Below are 19,442 nucleotides of genomic sequence, written 5' to 3'. Positions count from 1 at the left end.
TTATGGGTGCAAAGGTATAAGATTATTCACGTGAGACCTTATCTATACCGTTTATTTTTTTAAGGTGCTCCATTAATTTTTTTAGGATATTGTTGTTCTTAACGACCACGGTTATCCTGCCGGTAAATATCCCGTCCCTACTGTCAAAATTAATGTTTTTAATGTTGACATTCATATTATTGGAGATCTCCCGGGTCACATCGTTCACCAGTCCAATGTTGTCTATCCCCGTTAGTTTTATCACAACTTTAAATTCTTCCTGGGTAGAATCTTTCCACTTTGCCTGTATGATCCTGTAGGCGAAATTGCTCTGTAGTTGTATGGCATTGGGACAGTCCTTTTTATGGACCTTTATTCCCTCGCTTACGGTAATAAAACCAAAGACACTATCACCGGGGATAGGATTACAGCAATTGGCCAATTTGTAATCCAGTACTTCTTCTTCGCGTCCAAAAACCAGTTGATCGTATTTGGCCGTGATCTCATCTTTATCGATATCCTCAATTGTGGGAGTACGCCTAATTTTACTTTTAAAGAAACTAACCAGGGCATTACTTCTGGAAGCGGCATAATCCTTTAATTTTTGGTTATCAATAATACCGGCTCCAACCCTGTAAAAAAGATCCAGGCTTGTCTTTAATTTAAAAAATATGACCAGCTCGTTAACCGTTTTCTCATTGAAAGGTATCTTCTGTGCCCGCAGTTTTCTTGTGAGAATAGCTTTCCCTTCTTCGGCAATATCTTTCTTTTCCTCTTTAAGGGAAGATTTGATCTTGGCGCGGGCTCGTGCCGTGGTTGCATAATCCAGCCAGTTGGAATTGGGTTTGGCTTTTTCTGAAGTTATTATCTCCACCTGGTCCCCGCTGTTAAGCGTAGTACTAAGTGGAACCAATTTCCCATTAACTCGTGCTCCCCGGGTACGTAATCCAACTTCTGTGTGAATACTGAAAGCAAAATCCAATGGAGTGGCTCCCTTCGGAAGAGATTTTAATTCCCCCTGTGGCGTAAAAACGAAAATCTCCTTTGAATAGAGGTTAAGTTTAAATTGTTCTACAAAATCTACAGCATTGACTTCTGAATTTTCCAGTGCCTCCTGAAGTTTGTTCACCCATTCCTCCAGTCCATCTTCCCCGTTTCCCTGTTTATATTTATAATGGGCCGCATAACCTTTCTCGGCGATCTCATTCATGCGTTCACTTCTAATTTGCACCTCTACCCATCGGCCTTTTGGTCCCATTACGGTTATGTGCAGGGCTTCATATCCGGTAGATTTTGGAGAGGATATCCAGTCCCGAAGACGCGTTGGATTAGGTCGAAAATGGTCTGTAACTATAGAATAGATCTTCCAGGCCAGGAACTTTTCATTGGCAGGATCACTACCATAGATGATCCTCACGGCAAATTTATCGTAGACCTCATCAAAAGTGACATTTTGATTCTTCATTTTCCGCCTGATGGAGAAAATGGATTTAGGCCGTCCCTTGATGGTGTACTTCATGTTTTCTTTATCCAGGGAATCCTTGATCACCTGTGTAAATTCATCAATATATTTATCCTGCTGTTCTTTACTCTCTCGTATTTTTTGCAGGATTTCGTTGTACACTTCCGGTTCTGTATATTTAAGGCCCAGGTCCTCAAGTTCGGTTTTGATGTTGTACAGGCCAATCCGGTGGGCGAGGGGAGCGTAGATATAGAGGGTTTCTGAAGCTATTTTCTCCTGCTTGTCTGTGCGCATGGAATCCATCGTCTGCATATTGTGCAGGCGGTCGGCGATCTTGATGATAATTACCCGTACGTCATCGTTTAGGGTAAGCAGCATCTTTCTGAAATTTTCTGCCTGCAGGGAAACATCTTTGTCATGTTCAAGGTGAGAGATCTTGGTGAGACCGTCCACAATTCTGGCAACCGTATCTCCAAAGGTTTTCCTGATGTCTTCCAGAGAATAAGCAGTGTCTTCAACCACATCGTGAAGCAGGGCAGCAGCAATAGAGGTTGCATCTAACCCAATTTCTGAAGCTACGATCTTGGCCACAGCAATAGGATGAAAAATATAAGCTTCCCCCGATTTTCTTCGCTGGTCTTTATGAGCATCTACCGCCACATCAAATGCCTGCCGAATTAACTTTTTGTCTTCTTCGGAAAGGGTTTGGTAGCTAATGCGCAGCAGTTTCTTGTACTGCTGGGCAATCTCCTTGTTTTCTTTTTCTATAGCGGCTTCCGTCATCATGAATTAAAAGTACAATTAAGATTGAAAACAGGCAATTTAATTAGCCCAGCAAATTCCTGAAACGTTTGTACAGCGGTGGATGAGAATAATGTACAAAGACGTACGCGGGGTGCGGGGTAAGATTGCTCAGGCTGTTTTTTGACAGCTTCTTTAAACCTGTAATCAAAGGTTGTGCCTTATACGTACGCTTTGCGAAATTATCGGCCTGATATTCAAACTTTCGGGAGAGGTAGTTCATGATGATCCCTGTAATTTCCGAAATTGGGCTGTACAGGATCCCAAACGCAACAAGTCCAATATGAAAACCGGGTTTTTCCACACCAAGTGCTGCTGAAAGTAGCGGGTTTCCAACAAAAAGGGAAAGGATCCACAGGGTTAGTCCGGTGGTAAGTATACTAATAATGAGGTTGATGATAATGTGGTTTTTCTTATAATGTCCCACTTCATGAGCCAGCACTGCGACTATCTCCTCTTCTTCAAGATCATTTATTAGAGTATCATACAGGGTCACCCTCTTCTCATTCCCGAAGCCTGAAAAATAAGCATTTGCCTTTGTACTTCTCTTAGAACCGTCGATCACAAAGATCTTCTCCAAAGTAAATCCTTCTTTTTGTGCATAAGCTTCGATTTTATCCCGAAGAGAACCTTCAGGAAGGGGAGTCTGTTTATTGAACAACGGAACTATAAGCCTTGCATAAAACATGTTTAGAAAGATGCTGAAAACTGCCACCAGGATCCATGCATACCACCAGAAGTCGTCTCCCGCGAATTGATAGAACCATACGATCAGAGCGAGGATACCGCCGCCGAGAATGATCATCATTCCCCAGCCTTTTAGTTTGTCTAAAAAGAATGTTTTGGGCTTGGTTTTATTAAAACCAAAACGCTCTTCTATCACAAAGGTATGATACCACGAGAAGGGGAGGGACAGCAGGTCGCTCCCAATCATGATGATGCCGAAGAAAATAAGAGCAATGACAATAGCATTATCTGAAACAGATCTTCCAATACTGTCCACAAGATCAAAACCATCCAGGAACAGGAACAGTAGCAGTACAACAAGAGAAAATGTGGAAGAAACGATCCCGAATTTGTAGTTTGCCTTCTTGTATCGCTGCGACTTTTCATACTCCTCTTCATCAAAAACATCCTGCAGCAAATCGGGTACAGGATCATTATAATGCTTTGCATTTAAGGCATCAAGGACCTTATCGATAAAAAAATCGATGAGGATTATACTAACTATGATGAAAAAAAGAGTATCTGCAGTCAATTTCTAATATTTTCTAAGAGGCTAAGATAAGCAGAATCTGTTTTGGAGAGACAAGAAGATAAAGTGTTCAGTGGTCACTGCTCAGTGATCAGAAAAATTTGCCGCGAATCCACAAATTATTTTTTTCGCAACCCGCAACCCGCAACCCGCAACCCGCAACCCGCAACCCGCAACAAAAAAATCTTGAATTTTAAATTTTGAACCCGGAATGGCGCTTCAGCGCCGCTGCCTTTTCGCCTCAAAGATCAAGATCCCTGCAGCAACCGATAAATTCATGGAATCGATCTCTCCCTCCATGGGAATAAGAATATTCTGGGTGGTGTTTTGTAGCCATTCATCACTCAATCCCGTGGCTTCAGTGCCAACAACGATTGCACTGCCGCCGGTAAAATCTATCATGTGGTAAGGAACAGAAGCCTGTAATGCAGCTCCAAAAATGGCAATTTCACGCTCCTTTAAAAATGATATGATTTCTGAAGTGCTTCCGGTAGCGATTTTATTGGTGAAGACACAGCCCACACTGCTGCGAATGATGTTTGGGTTGAACATATCGGTGTGTGGATTGGCAATGAGAACGGCATCCACAGCCGCAGCATCGGCTGTACGCAATAAAGCGCCGATGTTTCCGGGCTTTTCGGGGGCTTCGGCGATGAGGATCAGCGGATTTTTATTCTTGAAAGTCAGGTGGTCGAGGGAAAGTTCTTTGGTGGCGAAGATCGCGATCACTCCTTCTGTACTTCCGCGGTAAGCGATCTTTTGATATACTTCCGAAGAAAGATCGGTCACATCCACAGCTCCTGAAACAGAAGAAATTAAATTTTTAGCCTTTTCAGCAGGAAAGAGATCAGAATTGTAGTAAAGCTCGAGCATCTTAAAGCCTCCTTTTAGGGCCAGATCAATTTCCCGAACACCTTCCACCACAAAGGCATTCTCTTTTTTCCTGGCACGGGCTTTCTCCTGCAACTGGAGGATCCTTTTTACCACTTGATTTTGAAGACTGCTTATAAATTTATGCATGGTACAAAGATAGAAAACTTAGAGATTGAGTGGGTATTGTGGTGACCGGGAACCTTCATGATTTCCCAAATTGAAAAAAAAGAGGTAAATTAACTGGAAAACAGAGAAATGGAAAAAAAAGACACCAAAAAGAAGCCTCTTCCCTTAAAAGATGCCTTTAGGATCCTGAGTTTTATTTTTGCCGCTATTTTGATTAGCGCCTGTAGCAAGAAAGTGACATTTCCGGTTTCGGAAATAGTACCGGCAGCCGAAGCTGTTGTTAAGGTGGAAAAGGATGACAACAAAAATTATGAAATCGACCTGGAGGTGAGTAACCTTGCAAGTCCGGACAGGCTTACTCCTTCGCGACGGCATTATGTGGTCTGGATGGTAACCAAAAAGCACGGTACCATAAATATTGGCAATCTCAACATTAACCGTAAGAATAATGGGGAATTACAAACCAGTACCGCCTACGAGCCTATTCGTATTTTTATTACCGCCGAAGATGATGACAAACCGGTCCTGCCTTCTACACAGGTAGTGCTCAATTCGGAAGAATTTAAGGTATAAAAACAGAGGTTGTCAAAAGGAATTTGACATCGCGTCATTCTGAATTTATTTCAGAATCTAATTAACCTGCATTAGTGGCTAATTAGAACCTGAAACAAGTTTAGGTTGACGGGAATCAGGAATTTGACAACCTCTCCTCTTAAAAATGGCATTTTCAGGAACTATTTCTTTTCCTGCTGTCCGTATTTATCGGTGTATCTTTTTGCCAGTTCGGTCTGGTGACTTTCCAGGCTTATTTCACGGCCCTGAATAAAAGCTTTCGAGATCTTGTTGGTACGCATATCAAGCGCGTCGCCGTCACTTATAAAAAGGGTAGCATCCTTGCCTGCTTCCAGAGTTCCAAGGCTATTATCAATCCCAAGGATCTTCGCGGTATTGGAAGTGATCATCTTTAAAGCTTCTTCTTTATTGACGCCGTAGCCGGTAACGGTACCTGCGTAAAATGGTAAATTACGGCTGTTCATTCTTTCCATACCACCACTGGTTTCAAGCCCCACAAGGATTCCTTCCTCATTAAGCAAATATGCCAGCTTGTATGGCAGATCATAATCCTGATCCTCGAGTTGAGGGGTCTCATGTACCCGACCTACCAAAACCGGAATATTTGCTGTTTTAATTTGATCGGCGATCTTGAAAGCATCGTATCCTCCAACCAGCACCACCTTTTCCAGATCCTGTGATTTAACAAAAGCCAGCATGTCTATGATCTCCTTCTCGGAATTTGCATGAATGTATACTCTTTTCTTTCCGTTAAAGACATCTTTCATTGCCTGGAATGGGAGGTTAGCTTTTTCCTGTGGTCCTGCCAGATATGCTTTGGCATTTTGGAAGAAAGAAGTTAGCTCCTGCAGGTCTTTTGAATAATCATCATTAGGTTTTATACCCGGATCTTCACCCAACCACCAGCGGCCTCTGCGTACGCTGTTTGGCCAGTTGATGTGAAGGCCGTCATCTTCTTTTAATACGGCATCTTCCCAGTTCCACGCATCAAATTGTACGATGGAAGAGGTGCCCGAGATCCTGCCGCCACGCGGGGTAATCTGGCCCACAAGTACTCCGTTTGGTCGCATACTTTCCACGACCTGGCTCTCGGCATTATATGCAATCAGACTGCGAACATGTGGCAGGAGCTCTCCAAGTTCATCTTCATCATCGGACTGTACTACTGCATCGATCTCTACTAGACCAAGAGTGGAATTTGGAGCAATAAAGCCGGGATAAACATGTTTGCTTTTGGCATCGATCACCATTCCCGGGTACTGCCGGTTGGTAGAATTAACGTCGGTCACCGTGGTAAGTTTTCCATTCTGGAAGATAATGACACTATTTTCTATTACTTCTCCATTTCCAATGTGGGCAGTGGCACCTACAATGCTTATTGCCCTGTCCTGTTCTGGCGCCGGAGTTTGTTGTGCTGTCACCGAACCTGCAATAAAGAGCAGGACCGGCAGGATATATTTTGTTATGTTTTTCATGCTTCTAATTTTAAAGGGTGTCACAGTGCATTTCTTCTTTTTTTGAATCTTTCACCGGCTGAGTCTTTAAGCCATTGTTTTTGGCTTTCAGCATTTGGGTTGTCAGCAGGTTCTTTTGCTTTTCTACCTCCTTACGCAGCTGTTGATCTCGTTCGATATCAAAATACACGACTCCTTCAATGAGGGTTTTTTCCGGCTTGGCGTAAACTGAAAGGGGATGGGCATCCCACAGTACCAGGTCGGCATCTTTTCCTTCTTTGATACTTCCTACCCTGTCCTCGATGTGCAGTAGTTTTGCCGGATTCAGGGTTACAAATTTCCACGCTTCCTCTTCAGAAATGTCTCCGTACTTTACACTTTTTGCCGCCTCCTGGTTTAATCTGCGGCTCATTTCGGCGTCATCACTATTAATGGCCACGGTTACTCCGGCGTTATGCATAATAGCTGCATTCTGCGGAATGGCATCTTTAACCTCGTATTTGTAGGCCCACCAGTCAGAAAAGGTAGATCCTCCCACACCGTGTTCGGCCATCTTGTCGGCTACTTTATAACCTTCAAGGATATGGGTAAAGGTGTTGATATTAAAGCCATATTCTTCAGCTACCTTCATCAACATATTGATCTCACTTTGCACATAAGAGTGTGCAGTCACAAAGCGCTCTCCATTAAGGATCTCCAGGATTGTCTCCATTTCAATATCTTTGCGATAAGATTTCCCGCTGTTCTTTAATGCTTCATATTCATGGGCACGGGTGAAGTAATCCTTAAATACCTGTTCCACACCCATTCGGGTTTGCGGAAAACGGGAATTGCTGTCCCAGTTTGCCTGCTTTACATTTTCACCCAAAGCGAATTTTATAAACTTTGGCGAATTGTCAATGATCATTTCCTGAGGGGTTGCTCCCCATTTCATTTTTAGAATGGCCGATTGTCCTCCAATTGGATTGGCCGATCCATGCAACAGCTGCATAGTGGTCACCCCACCGGCCAGATTGCGGTAGATCCCAATATCATCGGGGTCTACAACATCTTCCATTTGCACCTCGGCAGAGGAGTTGTGACCCGCCTCATTCACAGCAGATGCAGCAAGGTGAGAGTGCTCATCAATAATTCCGGTAGTAAGGTGTTTTCCTGTGGCATCGATCACAGTTGCCCCACGTGCGCTAAGATTTTTACCCACCCCGGCAATCTTACCATTTTTCACAAGCACATCGGTGTTCTCCATGATCCCCTGCGCTTCGTTGGTCCACACAGTGGCATTTTTAAAAAGGAAATCCTGTTGCTTCGGAAGGTTTTGAAATCCAAAGGCCATATTCGGGAAAGTTACCGGCAGTACTTCAGGATTATCACCGGGATCCTGGTCTTTTTTCTCTGAAGCTTCAGCAGTTTTTGTGGCGGTAAAGGATGTTTCTGTACCATCTCCTAAAATGGCTTTTCCGCTGAAGTTTTTTGCGTTATCAGGAACTCTGGCGCTTAACCTGGTATATTCAGTTTTTGTAGTGTCGGGCGCCGAAAGCAGGATGTTCACCCAGTTGTTCTTATAATTGATCTTTGAACCTACCTTGCTGTTGTTGGTAGTTACTTCGGCCTTAGGCTTTGAAGGTTCTCCGGTGATCTTTATCTTATAACTACTGCTTCCAACCTTGACATCGTATGTGCCGTTGAGGTTTACCAGGTCAATATCTTCAATGACTCCCCTTTTTCCCTGTACCCAGTTTTCATAAATCGTAGTTTCCTTGTCGAAGTAATCTCCGGAGGTAATGATCAAATTGGCCCAGGCACCTTCTTTCAGTGTACCCAGTTTATTTTCGTGGCCAATCAATTTTGCAGGAACCGTGGTTAGTGCTGCAAGCGCGTCTTTTTTATCCAAACCATAAGCTACTGCCTTTATAAGATTTTCCCTGAAGTTCTTTTCGGCATCATGAGAAGTAATGGAGTAAGGAACCTGTTTTTCAGAGAGCATTTTGAGATTGGCAGGGGCTTGGTTCCATTCTTTCATATCCCCAAGAGTGGCGTAGTTTGCCAGGTAAGGATCTTCCATGTCGAAAGGTTCGGGGAAGTTTACCGGCACTATATACGAGGCATTGGTTGCTTTTATCGCATCCAGGCGCTCAAATTCTTTTCCGCTTCCCACGATAACATATTGCACCCCCACTTCGTCACCTACTTTATCGGCACGTAATTCATCAAGCAGGTTATCTGTCTTAAAGATCTGTAACAGATTTTTATTCCCGTTAAAAGCTTCGAGGGCAAGGTCTTTATTATCTGCATTGCCTTTCGCATACCAGTCGGCATCGAGGTAAGTTTGCCTTAGCAAAGCCATGGCCCCCATTTTGGAAGAGGGATAAACCTGTTTGGATTTAGCACTTTTTTCAAAGGAAAAATATTGAGCAGATTCCTGATCCAGGATCCTGTCTCCTTCAGTTCCTTCGGAATTTAAAGCGACCAGCATTCCCGTACCGCGAACAATTCCATCGGGCATATGAGTATTCACCACTCCGAAGCCTAATTTTCTAAGCTTTTCGGCTTCTTCTTTATTGTATTCAAAGCTTTCCAAAGCCGAAGTTTCGGGCCTAATGTGGTCATTCCAGTAATAACCTTCCCTGTCGGCATCGTACTGCGGATTCCCGCTGTAGGGGCTACCACCATTGCTCTTTGGTTTTTCGATCCCAAAACTTGAGTAAAGGTCAATAAAGGAAGGGTAAACTGTTTTTCCTTTAAGATCAATGACTACAGAATTTTCAGGAATTTTAATGTTTTTTCCAACTGCTGTGATCTTTCCGTTTCTAATGGCTAGCATCCCATTTTGAACAACAGTGGAAGGATCTACATAAATGTTGGCATTTTTAAGGACGGTGAAGTTGGTGTTTTCCTGTGCCTTTACGGCATCATTTTTTGGAAAATACTCCTGTGCCTGCAGCCCCGTTACGGCACTAAGCAGCAGGCAGAATAAAAGTTTAATTCTCATAAAATTGTTATAGGATTGGTATTTTGAGCAGGTAAGTTAGCAAAAAAATGAGAATAACAAACTAATTATAATTTCCCCCTGCTTTTGTGGTAATTCACCAAAAGCGCCACCACATAGCTGTAACTGCGCATGCCTTCGGGCTGATTATTAGCCACTAAAAAGGAGTTATAGGTGAACATGAAAATGGGTTCAAAAGGATTTTTATGCCTTTCCCAGAATTCCTGAACTTCCCGGTAATTCTCCTTGATCCCGAAATTCAATGTTTGCGCAAGTTGTTCAGCAAGTTCAGGATCCCGTCGGTAAAGTTCGCTAAGGCAGTAACTCAGGGCAAAGGTGTAACCCGAATAGTTGAAATATTTATCGGGGTGGTTCATAGTAGTGAGACAGGCGAGGAAATTAGCTTCATTTTCCTTGGCAAAACCCAGCTGGTGACCTATTTCATGACTGGCAGTAGTAGGAATCTTATAAGGAACTATTCGCGTATTCACCTGTCCCTCGTTCGTAAGCGGATTAAGATAACCATTAAAGCCCATATATGTGAGCGGGATGCTGTAAAGAGAGCGTTTAAGGCTGGGGATATTGTAATCGAGTTCTGGAAAATCATCCTCTATATTGCTATATCCTTCAACCGATAGCTTGAGAATCTCCCCCTTTGAGTAAGGGATATCCACCTTTACAGAATCATTGCCGGTAATAGAGAAATGTAGTTCGTTGGAGGTAGCTATTAGATCCCTGGTAAGTTCTACAAGTTCTTCTGTATTATAATCATTGTCGATCTCCAGCGCAGTGTGTAGTGGTAGCCGGTAATAGTTAAAACCCCAGAAGAGATTAAAGCAAAAGTAAATAAGGGAAAGCATAGCCAGAGAGTTAAGGATCCAGCGCTTAGGCTCCTTAAATCTTTGCCTGATGCGTAGAACTATCCACCTTATTAGCATGATCACGAGTAAGGTATAAAGGAAATCTCCCAGCGAAAAAGGAAGAAACCCGAGGGCTCTTCGAAGCAGGGCAGAGGTAATAGGATAAACCCAGTTACTATACCAATTCTCCACAAAAAGAGGATAGTTGCCCAGGATCTCTATTAGAATGATCTGGACAGGTAAAAACAATGCGAGGATTATTGCTGCTCTTTTCTTCACCTTTCAAAAATAGGTTTTTTAGGTGATAGTAGAGAGTAGTGAGAATGGAGTAGTGAGATTAGGATGATAAGATGCCACGAATTCATGAATTACTTGCTTTCCCGCTGATTTCGCAGAGCGGATTTTGAGTTAAAATACAACCATTTTATTCCCGGAATAAATGTCTTATTAGAAGATTGATTTTTTTTAAAGGGAAAGATCTTTTGTTAAATCGTGGCAAAAATAATCCATACTTTCTCTCTGCCCACGCAAAAGTGCATTCGTGGATTTGTAGCAAAACAAAGTAAACTCTCATTTCTTCCTATCTTTGTTCTCAAACTTAAAAACCAATAAAATGAATGAAGAAATAAGAGCTTTGGAGCCAAAGCCACTCTGGAATAAATTTGCCGATCTCAACGCTGTTCCCAGGCCTTCAAAAAAGGAAGAACGCGTGATCGAGTTCATGAAAAAATTCGGGAATGACCTCGGTCTGGAAACTGAAGTTGATGAGGTTGGAAATGTTATTATTAGAAAACCCGCTACTCCGGGAATGGAGAATAAACAGGCGGTAGTGCTGCAGTCTCATCTGGACATGGTGCATCAAAAGAACAGCGATTCCAATTTCGATTTTGAGAATCAGGGAATTGAAATGTATGTGGACGGTGACTGGGTACGTGCGCGTGGGACAACCCTTGGTGCCGATAACGGCCTGGGGGTGGCAACAATGATGGCCATCCTTGAAAGTGACAAGATCGCACACCCTGCCCTTGAAGCTCTTTTTACTATAGATGAGGAAACAGGAATGACAGGCGCTATGGGTTTAAAACCCGGTATTCTTAAAGGTGACATCCTGCTTAATCTTGATACCGAAGAAGATAATGAAATAGGTATTGGCTGTGCCGGGGGAGTTGATATTACTGCCTCTCGCAATTATAAGGAAGAGCCTGTTCCTAAGGACACTATTGCCTACAGCGTAGTGGTGAAAGGCCTTCAGGGTGGACATTCCGGTATGGATATTATTAAAGGTCTTGGAAACGCCAATAAGTTGATGAACCGAATCCTCTTCGGAGGCTATGAAAAATTTGGAATGAGGCTGGCAGAGATCAACGGCGGCGGACTTCGAAATGCCATTCCGCGGGAGAGTAAGGCTGTAGTGGTGGTAGATAAAATTCAAAAGGAAGATTTTACTTCTGAAATTGGAAAACTTATTCAGGAAATTCAGCAGGAATATAAGTCGCTCGAGCCAAAACTGCATATAGAAGTTTCTGAAATTGAAGCGCCTCAGAAAGTGATGGAACTTGGAGTTCAGGAGTTATTGCTAAAATCTGTTTATGCTGCACATAATGGAGTGTACAGGATGAGCCCCGATATTGAAGGTCTGGTGGAAACATCTAATAATGTAGCCCGTGTTACTGTCAAAAATGGCAAAATAGAGGTGCTTTGTTTGACGCGTTCTTCTGTGGAATCTTCAAAAATAGATCTTGCCAACAGCTTACGTGCAGGCTTTGAACTTGCCGGTTTTGAAGTAGAACTTTCAGGCACTTATCCGGGATGGGCACCAAATATGGACTCTCCCATTTTGAAGGTACTGGATGATCTTTACAGAAAGATGAACACCGATGAGCCCGATATTGCCGCCTGTCACGCCGGACTTGAATGTGGGATCCTCGGAAAAAATTATCCCGAAATGGATATGATCTCCTTTGGACCAACGATTCGTGGAGCTCACTCTCCCGATGAAAGAGCAAGCATTTCTTCTGCACAGAAGTACTGGAAATATGTGCTGGAAGTTTTAAAAAATATTCCGGAGAAGAAATAAATACCGGAAGCTCTAAAGGAAAAAACCTCCCAAAAATATCATTTTTGGGAGGTTTTTTTGGTGGAAATTTTATTACTTATTCCTTAATATCTACCAGCTCAACTTCAAAAATTAAGTCGGCAGATGGTGGGATTACCGGCGGAGAACCGCGGTCTCCATATCCTAAATGAGAAGGAATGAATAAAACTGCTTTGTCTCCTACCTGCATTTGCTGAACTCCTTCTTTAAACCCGGGAATCATAGGTGCATCTTTGCTGTATAGCATAGGCATAGGAGCATAACCTCCCATTTGCTGCCTTCTTTCATTAAGCGTTCCCGCTTCTTCGGCTACTTCAGCGATATTGGTGTCAAAAAGATCACCGGAGCTTAAATAGCCTTTATAGTTTACGCGAACAGTGTCCCCCTGTTGTGGTTGAGGACCTTCTCCTTCTTCAAGAATGGTATACTTAAGACCACTTTCCAGCTCTTTTGCTTCAGCTTTTATCTCTTCATAATGCTGAAGGTTAGCAGCACGTTTTTCTTCCATTTCCTTGTTCTTGGCCTCGGCTTCAGCCTGGAATACCTGTAGTTCTTCAGAAAGAACTTCTGAAGCATTGAAGTTTTTAGCGCCTTTTCCTTTGCGAATGATCTTCACTTCCTGCATTACCACATCTTCCAAAGGACGATCGTTAGGTCCTGTTTCGAGTTTCCCAATGGCATCAATTACATCCTGACCTTTTACTACCTCACCAAAAACGGTGTGAAGACCATTTAACCAGGGAGTTTCTTTAAGGGTGATAAAAAACTGGCTTCCGTTCGAGTTGGGTCCAGAGTTAGCCATGGAAAGTATTCCTGCGGAATTATGAGTTAAAGTATCTACGATCTCGTTTGGAAATTTGTACCCGGGTCCACCTGTTCCGGTTCCCTCAGGATCACCTCCCTGGATCATGAAATCACCAATAACGCGGTGAAAAACAAGCCCGTCATAAAAAGGCTTATCACGGTACTGCTCATCGGCCATGGTGCTTTCCCCTTCGGCAAGGGAAACAAAACTGGCAACGGTCATTGGCGTTGCTTCATAATATAGTTCTGCTACAAAAGGTCCTTTGTTAGTTTTAAATTCGGCGTACATACCGTCTTCAAGTTCGGGGTATTCTTCATTGCAGGAAGTAAAGGCAAAAAGGGCACTGCAAAAAAGCAAAAAACTGATTTTTTTCATTTCTGGATTATTGATTTAGTTGTTATTAATCTGATTGGTTTCAGGTTCTTCTGAAATATCGATAAGGGTCACGGTGGAGATCACCGGCACATCTTTTCCTATTCTGTTCTTGTCGCCGTAATACCCAAAGGCTTTGTGAGAAGGGAAGAGGAAGGTAACTGTTTCTCCTTCTTTCATGAGTTTAAGCCCCTGTCTCAGTCCGCTAAAAAGCTGTTCTTTGTCAATGGTATAAGTACGGGGAATGATCTCTTCATCACTATAGATATTCTGGCCGTCAAGGGTCTTAAGGTTGTAGTCGAATTCTACCACCTCACCAAACTGGGGAGTCCTGGTTGAGGTAGTATCTTTTGTGTTGTAGTAGTACCAGAAACCGTTAGGTGAGGATAAATATTCCCTTGTGGAATCTTTCTCAATGATCTTTTGAATACGGGATTCCTCTTGGGCTACGATCTTGCGATTGCGTTCTACAGCTTCATTTATATAGGAACCCGATTTTTGGATTACCGGCCTTCTGGCTTCAGGCGATTTACAGGAAAATAGCAGCAGGCCTGCCAACAGCATTAAAAATTTCACTTTCATAGTGCCAGGTTCGTTTTGTAGTTGGGCAAGATACTAATAAATTTATCAACTGTCTCTTGCAGAGAGAGATCGCTTTTCCCTCCCGCGGCATTGATATGACCGCCGCCATCGAAGTAACGCCTGGCAAAATCATTGACTGAAAACGTACCTTTTGAACGAAAAGATATCTTGACGATCTTTTCGGCTTCATTTTCTATAAAGATGGCAGCAAAGACGATCCCTTCCAAAGAAAGTCCGTAGTTTACAAAGCCTTCGGTATCTCCTTTTTTGAAGTTATGTCTGTCTAGTTCCTCCTGTGACAGGGTAATATATGCGGTTCTCAAACCTTCAACTACTTTGAGGTTTTGTAGGGCACAACCCAGTAACTGCAATTGGCCGTAAGAACTTGTGTCAAAAATATTCTCATGAATGGAAGTATTGTCTGCACCTTTTTCAATAAGATCGGCGATCACGCGGTGGGTGAGGCTGGTAGTGGATCGATATCTAAAAGAGCCGGTATCGGTCATGATCCCGGTGTAGAGACAGGTGGCGATCTGTGGAGTGATCTTTTCGTCTAAACCTATATTCTCAATAAAGTGGTACACCATTTGGCAGGTGGAGCACATGCTTACATCGCTATAAGTAACCTCGGCATAATCATCGGGTTGCTGGTGATGATCTATCATGATAAAAGAAGCCTTTGCTTCCTTTAGTGGCTTATACATTTCACCTGCCCGTGAAAGGTGGTTGAAATCAAGGGTGAAGATAACATCTGCTTCAGCAATATAATCATCACATTTTTTTGGATCCCTGTCATAGATTAGGACCTCATCCTGGTAAGGCATCCATTTCAGAAAATTTGGATAATCATTAGGTGCTATAAGTTGAACATGGTGGTCCAGGTGCTCAAGCAGGATCTTAAGTGCCAGGGTAGAGCCCATAGCATCACCATCGGGTCCTTTGTGAGGGACAATAACTATCTTTTTGTTCCCCTCTAGCAACTCCTTTACCCGTGAAATATCTTTATTTGTCATAGAGGGCGAAGATACCGAATATTTGAAGATTCGAAAAGTTTGAACGGATTCCAAAAATGACAGTTTTAAGAGCTTTATTCAATAAAAGCCTAAGCGCCTTGTAAATGGCATTGTTTTGACTATTTTTGCACCCGAATTAAAAAATTGAACAAATGGCAGGAAATAGAACTTTCACCATGATTAAGCCCGATGCAGTTGAAAAAGGACACATTGGAGCTATTTTAGAGCAGATCACTGCTTCAGGATTTAGAATTGTTGCGATGAAGCTAACGCAAATGACCAGTCGCGATGCCGAAAAATTCTACGAAGTGCACAGTGAGCGTCCATTTTACGGGGAATTGGTTGAATTTATGAGCCGTGGGCCAATTGTTGCCGCTATTCTTGAAAAAGAGAACGCTGTTGAAGATTTTAGAACTCTTATTGGGGCTACAAATCCTGAAGATGCTGCCGAAGGCACCATTAGAAAAAAATATGCTGCTTCTGTAGGTGAAAACGCCGTTCATGGAAGTGATAGCGATGAAAATGCACAATTAGAAGGTGCTTTCCATTTTGCCGGAAGGGAAATGTTCTAAGACCTTTTTAGAAATTATATTGAAAAACCACCTTTTTGGGTGGTTTTTTTATTTTCCGTAAGTTCCACCTTTATCTGCTTTTCCTGTCATCGGAACAAAACGTACAGGTAGCAAATTTTTCTTCTCAAAGGTGTCTTCACCCGTCTTGTACAGCATGACCAATTTCTGGTTTAGCCGCCCCACGGGAGCTAAAAGACGCCCCCCAACTTTTAATTGCTCTTTTAAAGGTTTGGGAATGGTCGGTGGTGCGGCCGTCAAAAAAATAGCATCAAAAGGAGCGACTTCTTCCCAACCCGAATACCCGTCACCGTGTTTTGTAGTTATATTGTCATAGTTTGTCTTTACCAGGTTTTCTTTGGCCAGATCTGCCAGCCATTTAATGATCTCAACACTATAAACGTGATTTGTGAGCCTGGAGATCACAGCGGCATTGTAGCCACAACCGGTACCTACTTCCAATACTTTTTCGTCTTTCTTCAACTGTAATTGCTCGGCCATATAAGCTACAATGTACGGCTGACTTATTGTTTGATCTTTTCCTATAGGAAGCGGCCGGTCTTCATAGACGTTATTCTGTTGATCTTCGGGCACAAAGAGGGAGCGATCAACGTCTTTCATCGCCTGGAGCACCCTGGGGTCTGAAATGCCGCGGCCTTTCAATTGATTCTCTATCATGTCTTGTTTGGTAGCCATTCCTATTCACTTTGTTTTGAGGCTCAATAAGTTAAGGAAAAAATGACCTTTTTGAAAAGTTATGAGAAGATTCTTTTATTTAAATAAGGCAGTGGATAGAAGGCAGGAGCAATTGAAATTACAGAGTCACTTTCGGGGAATTAAGAGGGGAAGTTCAAATTATAAGGTCATAAGAAAGAGATTCCTCCTTCGCCGGAATGACGTAACCGGAATTCAGCTTAAAACCTAAAACCTCGAAATTCTAGCGCAGGATGAGTTTTTTTATAAGCTCCTTTCCCAGCTCTTCGTTGAGCATTTTTACGATCTTTTCTTTTCCGTAGCTTAACTCTTCGCGAAGCACAGAAGAACTAAGCTGTACATGAAGAGTGTCGCGATCTAATTTGATGGAAGTGGTGTATTTTTCGATGGCAGGACCCATCTGGCTGTTCCAAACCTCCCGTACGTGCACCTTATCCAGGCCTTTTTGCAGTTTGTTGTCGCTTACAAATTCCTGGAGAGCTTCGCTTATGCTAATATGATCGTTAATTCTCTTTGCCATAGTTTCCGGAGTAGGGGGTAAATCGTTTGTAAGTGTAGATGATCCCATCGGGATTTAGAACCACTAGTTTGTTTTCTTCGGAAGTAAGTAGGGTTTCCTTCCAGTTTGCGTAGGGAGTAGAATAGTACAAATTAATACTGTCATTTTCAAGCTTTACCTGAAAGATTTCTTCATCATTTGAAGTAATAAAACCGCCATCAATTTGTGGTCGTACTTTTTTTCTGAATCCTGAAGTACTGTCTACCTCAATATAATCTACTATTTCGGAATACTTGAACTCCTTTGTGATTCCTTCAGGCAGTTCTGCCTTTGTAATTTCCCAATATCCATTGAGGTTGTCGATCTTTTCCTGAGGGGAATTGCTACATGATATTAAGGTGATCCCTAAAAAGAGAATTAAAATGGCCTTTTTCACAGGTTAAACATTTTATAGGTTTGTCCGGTTCCTTTTACAACTTTTTCGGTACGGTCGTCATGGGTGTCGCTAATGAAGATCTGTCCCAGCTCATCTGTAGCAACCAGGTCTACAATATGAGCTACACGGTTCTCATCAAGCTTGTCAAATATATCGTCCATTAGTAGGATAGGGGAGACTTTACTCAATTCTTTTATAAAATCAAACTGTGCAAGTTTAAGAGCGATGAGAAAAGACTTTTGCTGTCCCTGGGATCCAAATTTCTTGATAGGATGACCCTCAATTTCAAATATGAGGTCATCCTTATGGGTGCCCACACCTGTATATTGCAGGGCCATGTCCTTCTGAAGATTTTGTTCAAGCTGATTTTTAAAATCCCCATCATCCAGCTGACTTTTATAGCTGATGGTTACTTCCTCGCGGCCATTGCTAATAACCGCATATCGCTTCTGAAATATTGGAATAAAGATTTCAAGGAAAGCCTTTCGCTTTTTGTGCAGGTTATTTCCCAGTTCCTCCAATTGCATATCATAAACTGAAAGTGTGTCGCGGTCAAAGCTGTTGTTGGCTGCAAAATACTTCAGCAGGGAATTACGCTGGGCGAGGATCTTTCCGTAGTCAATAAGGTTATTGAGGTATTTGTTGTCGCTTTGAGAAATGACACCGTCGAGAAATTTGCGCCGGGTTTCGCTACCTTCAATTATAAGGTCACGATCTGCCGGGGAAATGATAACTGTGGGAATAAAACCAATATGTTCGCTGAATCTCTCGTAAGGTTTGTTGTTCCGCTTTATGACTTTCTTTTGTCCGCGTTTTGCGCTTACTATGATTTGTTCTTCTCTCTCCTGCTTCTCAAAAATGCCATCTACAACAAAAAAATCGGCGTCGTGTTTTATATTTTGGCTGGTAATTGGGTTGAAGTAACTTTTTCCGAAGGAAAGGTGATAAATGCTGTCTAAAACATTCGTTTTTCCCATTCCGTTATTTCCTACTATACAATTGATCTTGGGGTCAAAATCAAAATCGGCCGCGTCAAAATTCTTGTAGTTGAGTAAAGAAAGGGTTTTGAGAAACATAAGATACTGCTATTCAGAAGAATAAATACGTAAGCCAGATGCGGCTTTAGACAGTGCAAATTAGCACAAATAAACAATTTATTTCCCTTTTAGTTTTAAAGAAATATTCTATTTTTGCCCTTCATTTAACGTTTATTTATGGCAACGTACAAGAAAAGAGGATATAAGCCCGATAACAAAGAAGAGCGACAAAATGCTGTTGAAGAAGAATCAACAACTGCAGAGGTATTTAATACGCTTGATGAAGGGGCCAGTAAGACCGAAGCATGGGTAGCTCGCAACCAAAAATATATTTTTGTAATTATTGGAGTTGCTGCTGCGGCGATCCTTGGATATCTTGCTTATGAAGAATTCATCCAGGAACCTAAAGAGGCCGAAGCTGCCAATGAGATGTTCATGGCACAGCAGTATTTTGACAATGCCCTGCAGGCATCTGGCGCACAAAGTGATTCTCTTTTCAACCTGGCTTTGACAGGAGGACAGGGTAAATATGGTTTCGTAGATATTATTGATAATTACGGGTCTACAAATGCGGGTAATTTAGCTCACTATTACGCGGGTATGGCTTATCTTAATACCAACCAGTACCAACAGGCGATCGAAGCTCTTGATGATTATGAGAGTGATGACCAGATCCTTGCTCCCCTTGCAAAAGGTGGAATTGGAGATGCATTCCTTCAGTTGGATCAGCCGGAAGAAGCTCTTGGATATTACGAAGAGGCTGCCACAATGAGAGACAACAATTTCACTACTCCTAAATTTCTTATGAAAGCTGCAGTTACAGCGATCAAACTGGGAGATGGTGCAACTGCAGAAAAATATCTTGAGAGAATACAGAATGAGTACCCCGAATCTGTTGAAGCAAACAGAGTAGCGGTTTACCTGGGACAGGCACAGGCAATGCAACAGTAA

The 19,442-nt window shown here is 42.5% G+C and carries 17 protein-coding genes; 4 read left to right on the top strand and 13 right to left on the bottom strand.

Features of this window, described 5'->3' with window-relative positions:
- Positions 1 to 22: 22 nt before the first annotated feature.
- The 3 genes from LA313_RS16105 to LA313_RS16095 all read right to left on the bottom strand — a co-directional run bounded on the left by LA313_RS16105 (position 23) and on the right by LA313_RS16095 (position 4,517).
- Positions 23 to 2,224 (bottom strand): RelA/SpoT family protein, encoded by a 2,202-nt coding sequence (locus LA313_RS16105; protein ID WP_228916937.1) that lies wholly within the window; start codon positions 2,222 to 2,224, stop codon positions 23 to 25.
- Between the two features lie 43 nt (positions 2,225 to 2,267).
- Positions 2,268 to 3,500 (bottom strand): M48 family metallopeptidase, encoded by a 1,233-nt coding sequence (locus tag LA313_RS16100; RefSeq protein WP_228916837.1) that lies wholly within the window; start codon positions 3,498 to 3,500, stop codon positions 2,268 to 2,270.
- 216 nt (positions 3,501 to 3,716) lie between these two features.
- Positions 3,717 to 4,517 (bottom strand): TrmH family RNA methyltransferase, encoded by an 801-nt coding sequence (locus tag LA313_RS16095; RefSeq protein ID WP_228916835.1) that lies wholly within the window; start codon positions 4,515 to 4,517, stop codon positions 3,717 to 3,719.
- A gap of 108 nt (positions 4,518 to 4,625) precedes the next feature.
- Here LA313_RS16095 and LA313_RS16090 point away from each other — a divergent pair, with 108 nt between their 5' ends.
- Complete coding sequence (locus LA313_RS16090) at positions 4,626 to 5,069, top strand: hypothetical protein (protein WP_228916833.1); 444 nt, start codon at positions 4,626 to 4,628, stop codon at positions 5,067 to 5,069.
- A 161-nt stretch (positions 5,070 to 5,230) separates the two neighbouring features.
- On the opposite strand, the gene LA313_RS16085 is transcribed toward LA313_RS16090, so the two are convergent.
- The 3 genes from LA313_RS16085 to LA313_RS16075 all read right to left on the bottom strand — a co-directional run bounded on the left by LA313_RS16085 (position 5,231) and on the right by LA313_RS16075 (position 10,648).
- Positions 5,231 to 6,544 carry an amidohydrolase family protein gene (locus LA313_RS16085; RefSeq protein WP_228916831.1) on the bottom strand — a complete coding sequence of 438 codons (1,314 nt, stop codon included), beginning with the start codon at positions 6,542 to 6,544 and terminating at the stop codon, positions 5,231 to 5,233.
- Positions 6,545 to 6,554: 10 nt separating this feature from the next.
- On the bottom strand, positions 6,555 to 9,512 hold the full coding sequence (locus LA313_RS16080) for an amidohydrolase family protein (protein WP_228916829.1): 2,958 nt from the start codon (positions 9,510 to 9,512) through the stop codon (positions 6,555 to 6,557).
- Between the two features lie 65 nt (positions 9,513 to 9,577).
- The gene (locus LA313_RS16075) at positions 9,578 to 10,648 is read right to left on the bottom strand and encodes a DUF3810 domain-containing protein (RefSeq protein WP_228916827.1); all 1,071 of its coding nucleotides are present in this window, start codon (positions 10,646 to 10,648) and stop codon (positions 9,578 to 9,580) included.
- 334 nt (positions 10,649 to 10,982) lie between these two features.
- Here LA313_RS16075 and LA313_RS16070 point away from each other — a divergent pair, with 334 nt between their 5' ends.
- Positions 10,983 to 12,446 carry an aminoacyl-histidine dipeptidase gene (locus LA313_RS16070; RefSeq protein ID WP_228916825.1) on the top strand — a complete coding sequence of 488 codons (1,464 nt, stop codon included), beginning with the start codon at positions 10,983 to 10,985 and terminating at the stop codon, positions 12,444 to 12,446.
- 76 nt (positions 12,447 to 12,522) lie between these two features.
- On the opposite strand, the gene LA313_RS16065 is transcribed toward LA313_RS16070, so the two are convergent.
- The 3 genes from LA313_RS16065 to LA313_RS16055 are packed head-to-tail and all read right to left on the bottom strand — an operon-like array spanning position 12,523 to position 15,236.
- Entirely contained in the window at positions 12,523 to 13,644 is a 1,122-nt protein-coding gene (locus LA313_RS16065; RefSeq protein ID WP_228916823.1) for a peptidylprolyl isomerase, read from the bottom strand.
- Between the two features lie 15 nt (positions 13,645 to 13,659).
- Positions 13,660 to 14,223 carry a gliding motility-associated peptidyl-prolyl isomerase GldI gene (gldI, locus tag LA313_RS16060; protein ID WP_228916821.1) on the bottom strand — a complete coding sequence of 188 codons (564 nt, stop codon included), beginning with the start codon at positions 14,221 to 14,223 and terminating at the stop codon, positions 13,660 to 13,662.
- Positions 14,220 to 15,236, bottom strand: coding sequence for a DHH family phosphoesterase (locus tag LA313_RS16055; protein WP_228916819.1), 1,017 nt, complete (start codon positions 15,234 to 15,236; stop codon positions 14,220 to 14,222). The genes gldI and LA313_RS16055 overlap by 4 nt, the downstream gene beginning before the upstream one ends.
- Positions 15,237 to 15,388: 152 nt before the next feature.
- Here LA313_RS16055 and LA313_RS16050 point away from each other — a divergent pair, with 152 nt between their 5' ends.
- Positions 15,389 to 15,808 carry a nucleoside-diphosphate kinase gene (locus LA313_RS16050; RefSeq protein ID WP_228916817.1) on the top strand — a complete coding sequence of 140 codons (420 nt, stop codon included), beginning with the start codon at positions 15,389 to 15,391 and terminating at the stop codon, positions 15,806 to 15,808.
- A gap of 48 nt (positions 15,809 to 15,856) precedes the next feature.
- Here LA313_RS16050 and LA313_RS16045 read toward each other — a convergent pair whose 3' ends face one another.
- The 4 genes from LA313_RS16045 to recF form a co-directional block, all read right to left on the bottom strand.
- A complete protein-coding gene (locus LA313_RS16045; RefSeq protein ID WP_228916815.1) occupies positions 15,857 to 16,501 on the bottom strand; it encodes a protein-L-isoaspartate(D-aspartate) O-methyltransferase in 645 nt (214 codons plus the stop codon).
- A gap of 241 nt (positions 16,502 to 16,742) precedes the next feature.
- Positions 16,743 to 17,039, bottom strand: coding sequence for a DUF721 domain-containing protein (locus LA313_RS16040; protein ID WP_228916813.1), 297 nt, complete (start codon positions 17,037 to 17,039; stop codon positions 16,743 to 16,745).
- On the bottom strand, positions 17,023 to 17,454 hold the full coding sequence (locus LA313_RS16035; protein WP_228916811.1) for a lipocalin family protein: 432 nt from the start codon (positions 17,452 to 17,454) through the stop codon (positions 17,023 to 17,025). Before LA313_RS16035 ends, LA313_RS16040 begins: the two co-directional genes overlap by 17 nt.
- A complete protein-coding gene (gene recF, locus LA313_RS16030; RefSeq protein WP_228916809.1) occupies positions 17,451 to 18,530 on the bottom strand; it encodes a DNA replication/repair protein RecF in 1,080 nt (359 codons plus the stop codon). Before recF ends, LA313_RS16035 begins: the two co-directional genes overlap by 4 nt.
- 138 nt (positions 18,531 to 18,668) lie before the next feature.
- On the opposite strand from recF, the gene LA313_RS16025 reads away from it, so the two are divergent.
- Positions 18,669 to 19,442, top strand: a complete 774-nt coding sequence (locus LA313_RS16025) for a tetratricopeptide repeat protein (protein ID WP_228916807.1) — start codon at positions 18,669 to 18,671, stop codon at positions 19,440 to 19,442.

This window comes from Salinimicrobium sediminilitoris (assembly GCF_020866905.1).
Classification (GTDB): Bacteria; Bacteroidota; Bacteroidia; order Flavobacteriales; family Flavobacteriaceae; genus Salinimicrobium; species Salinimicrobium sediminilitoris.
The sequence above is the reverse complement of the archived record's forward strand: the minus strand, read 5'-3'. Positions and strand labels throughout refer to the sequence as shown.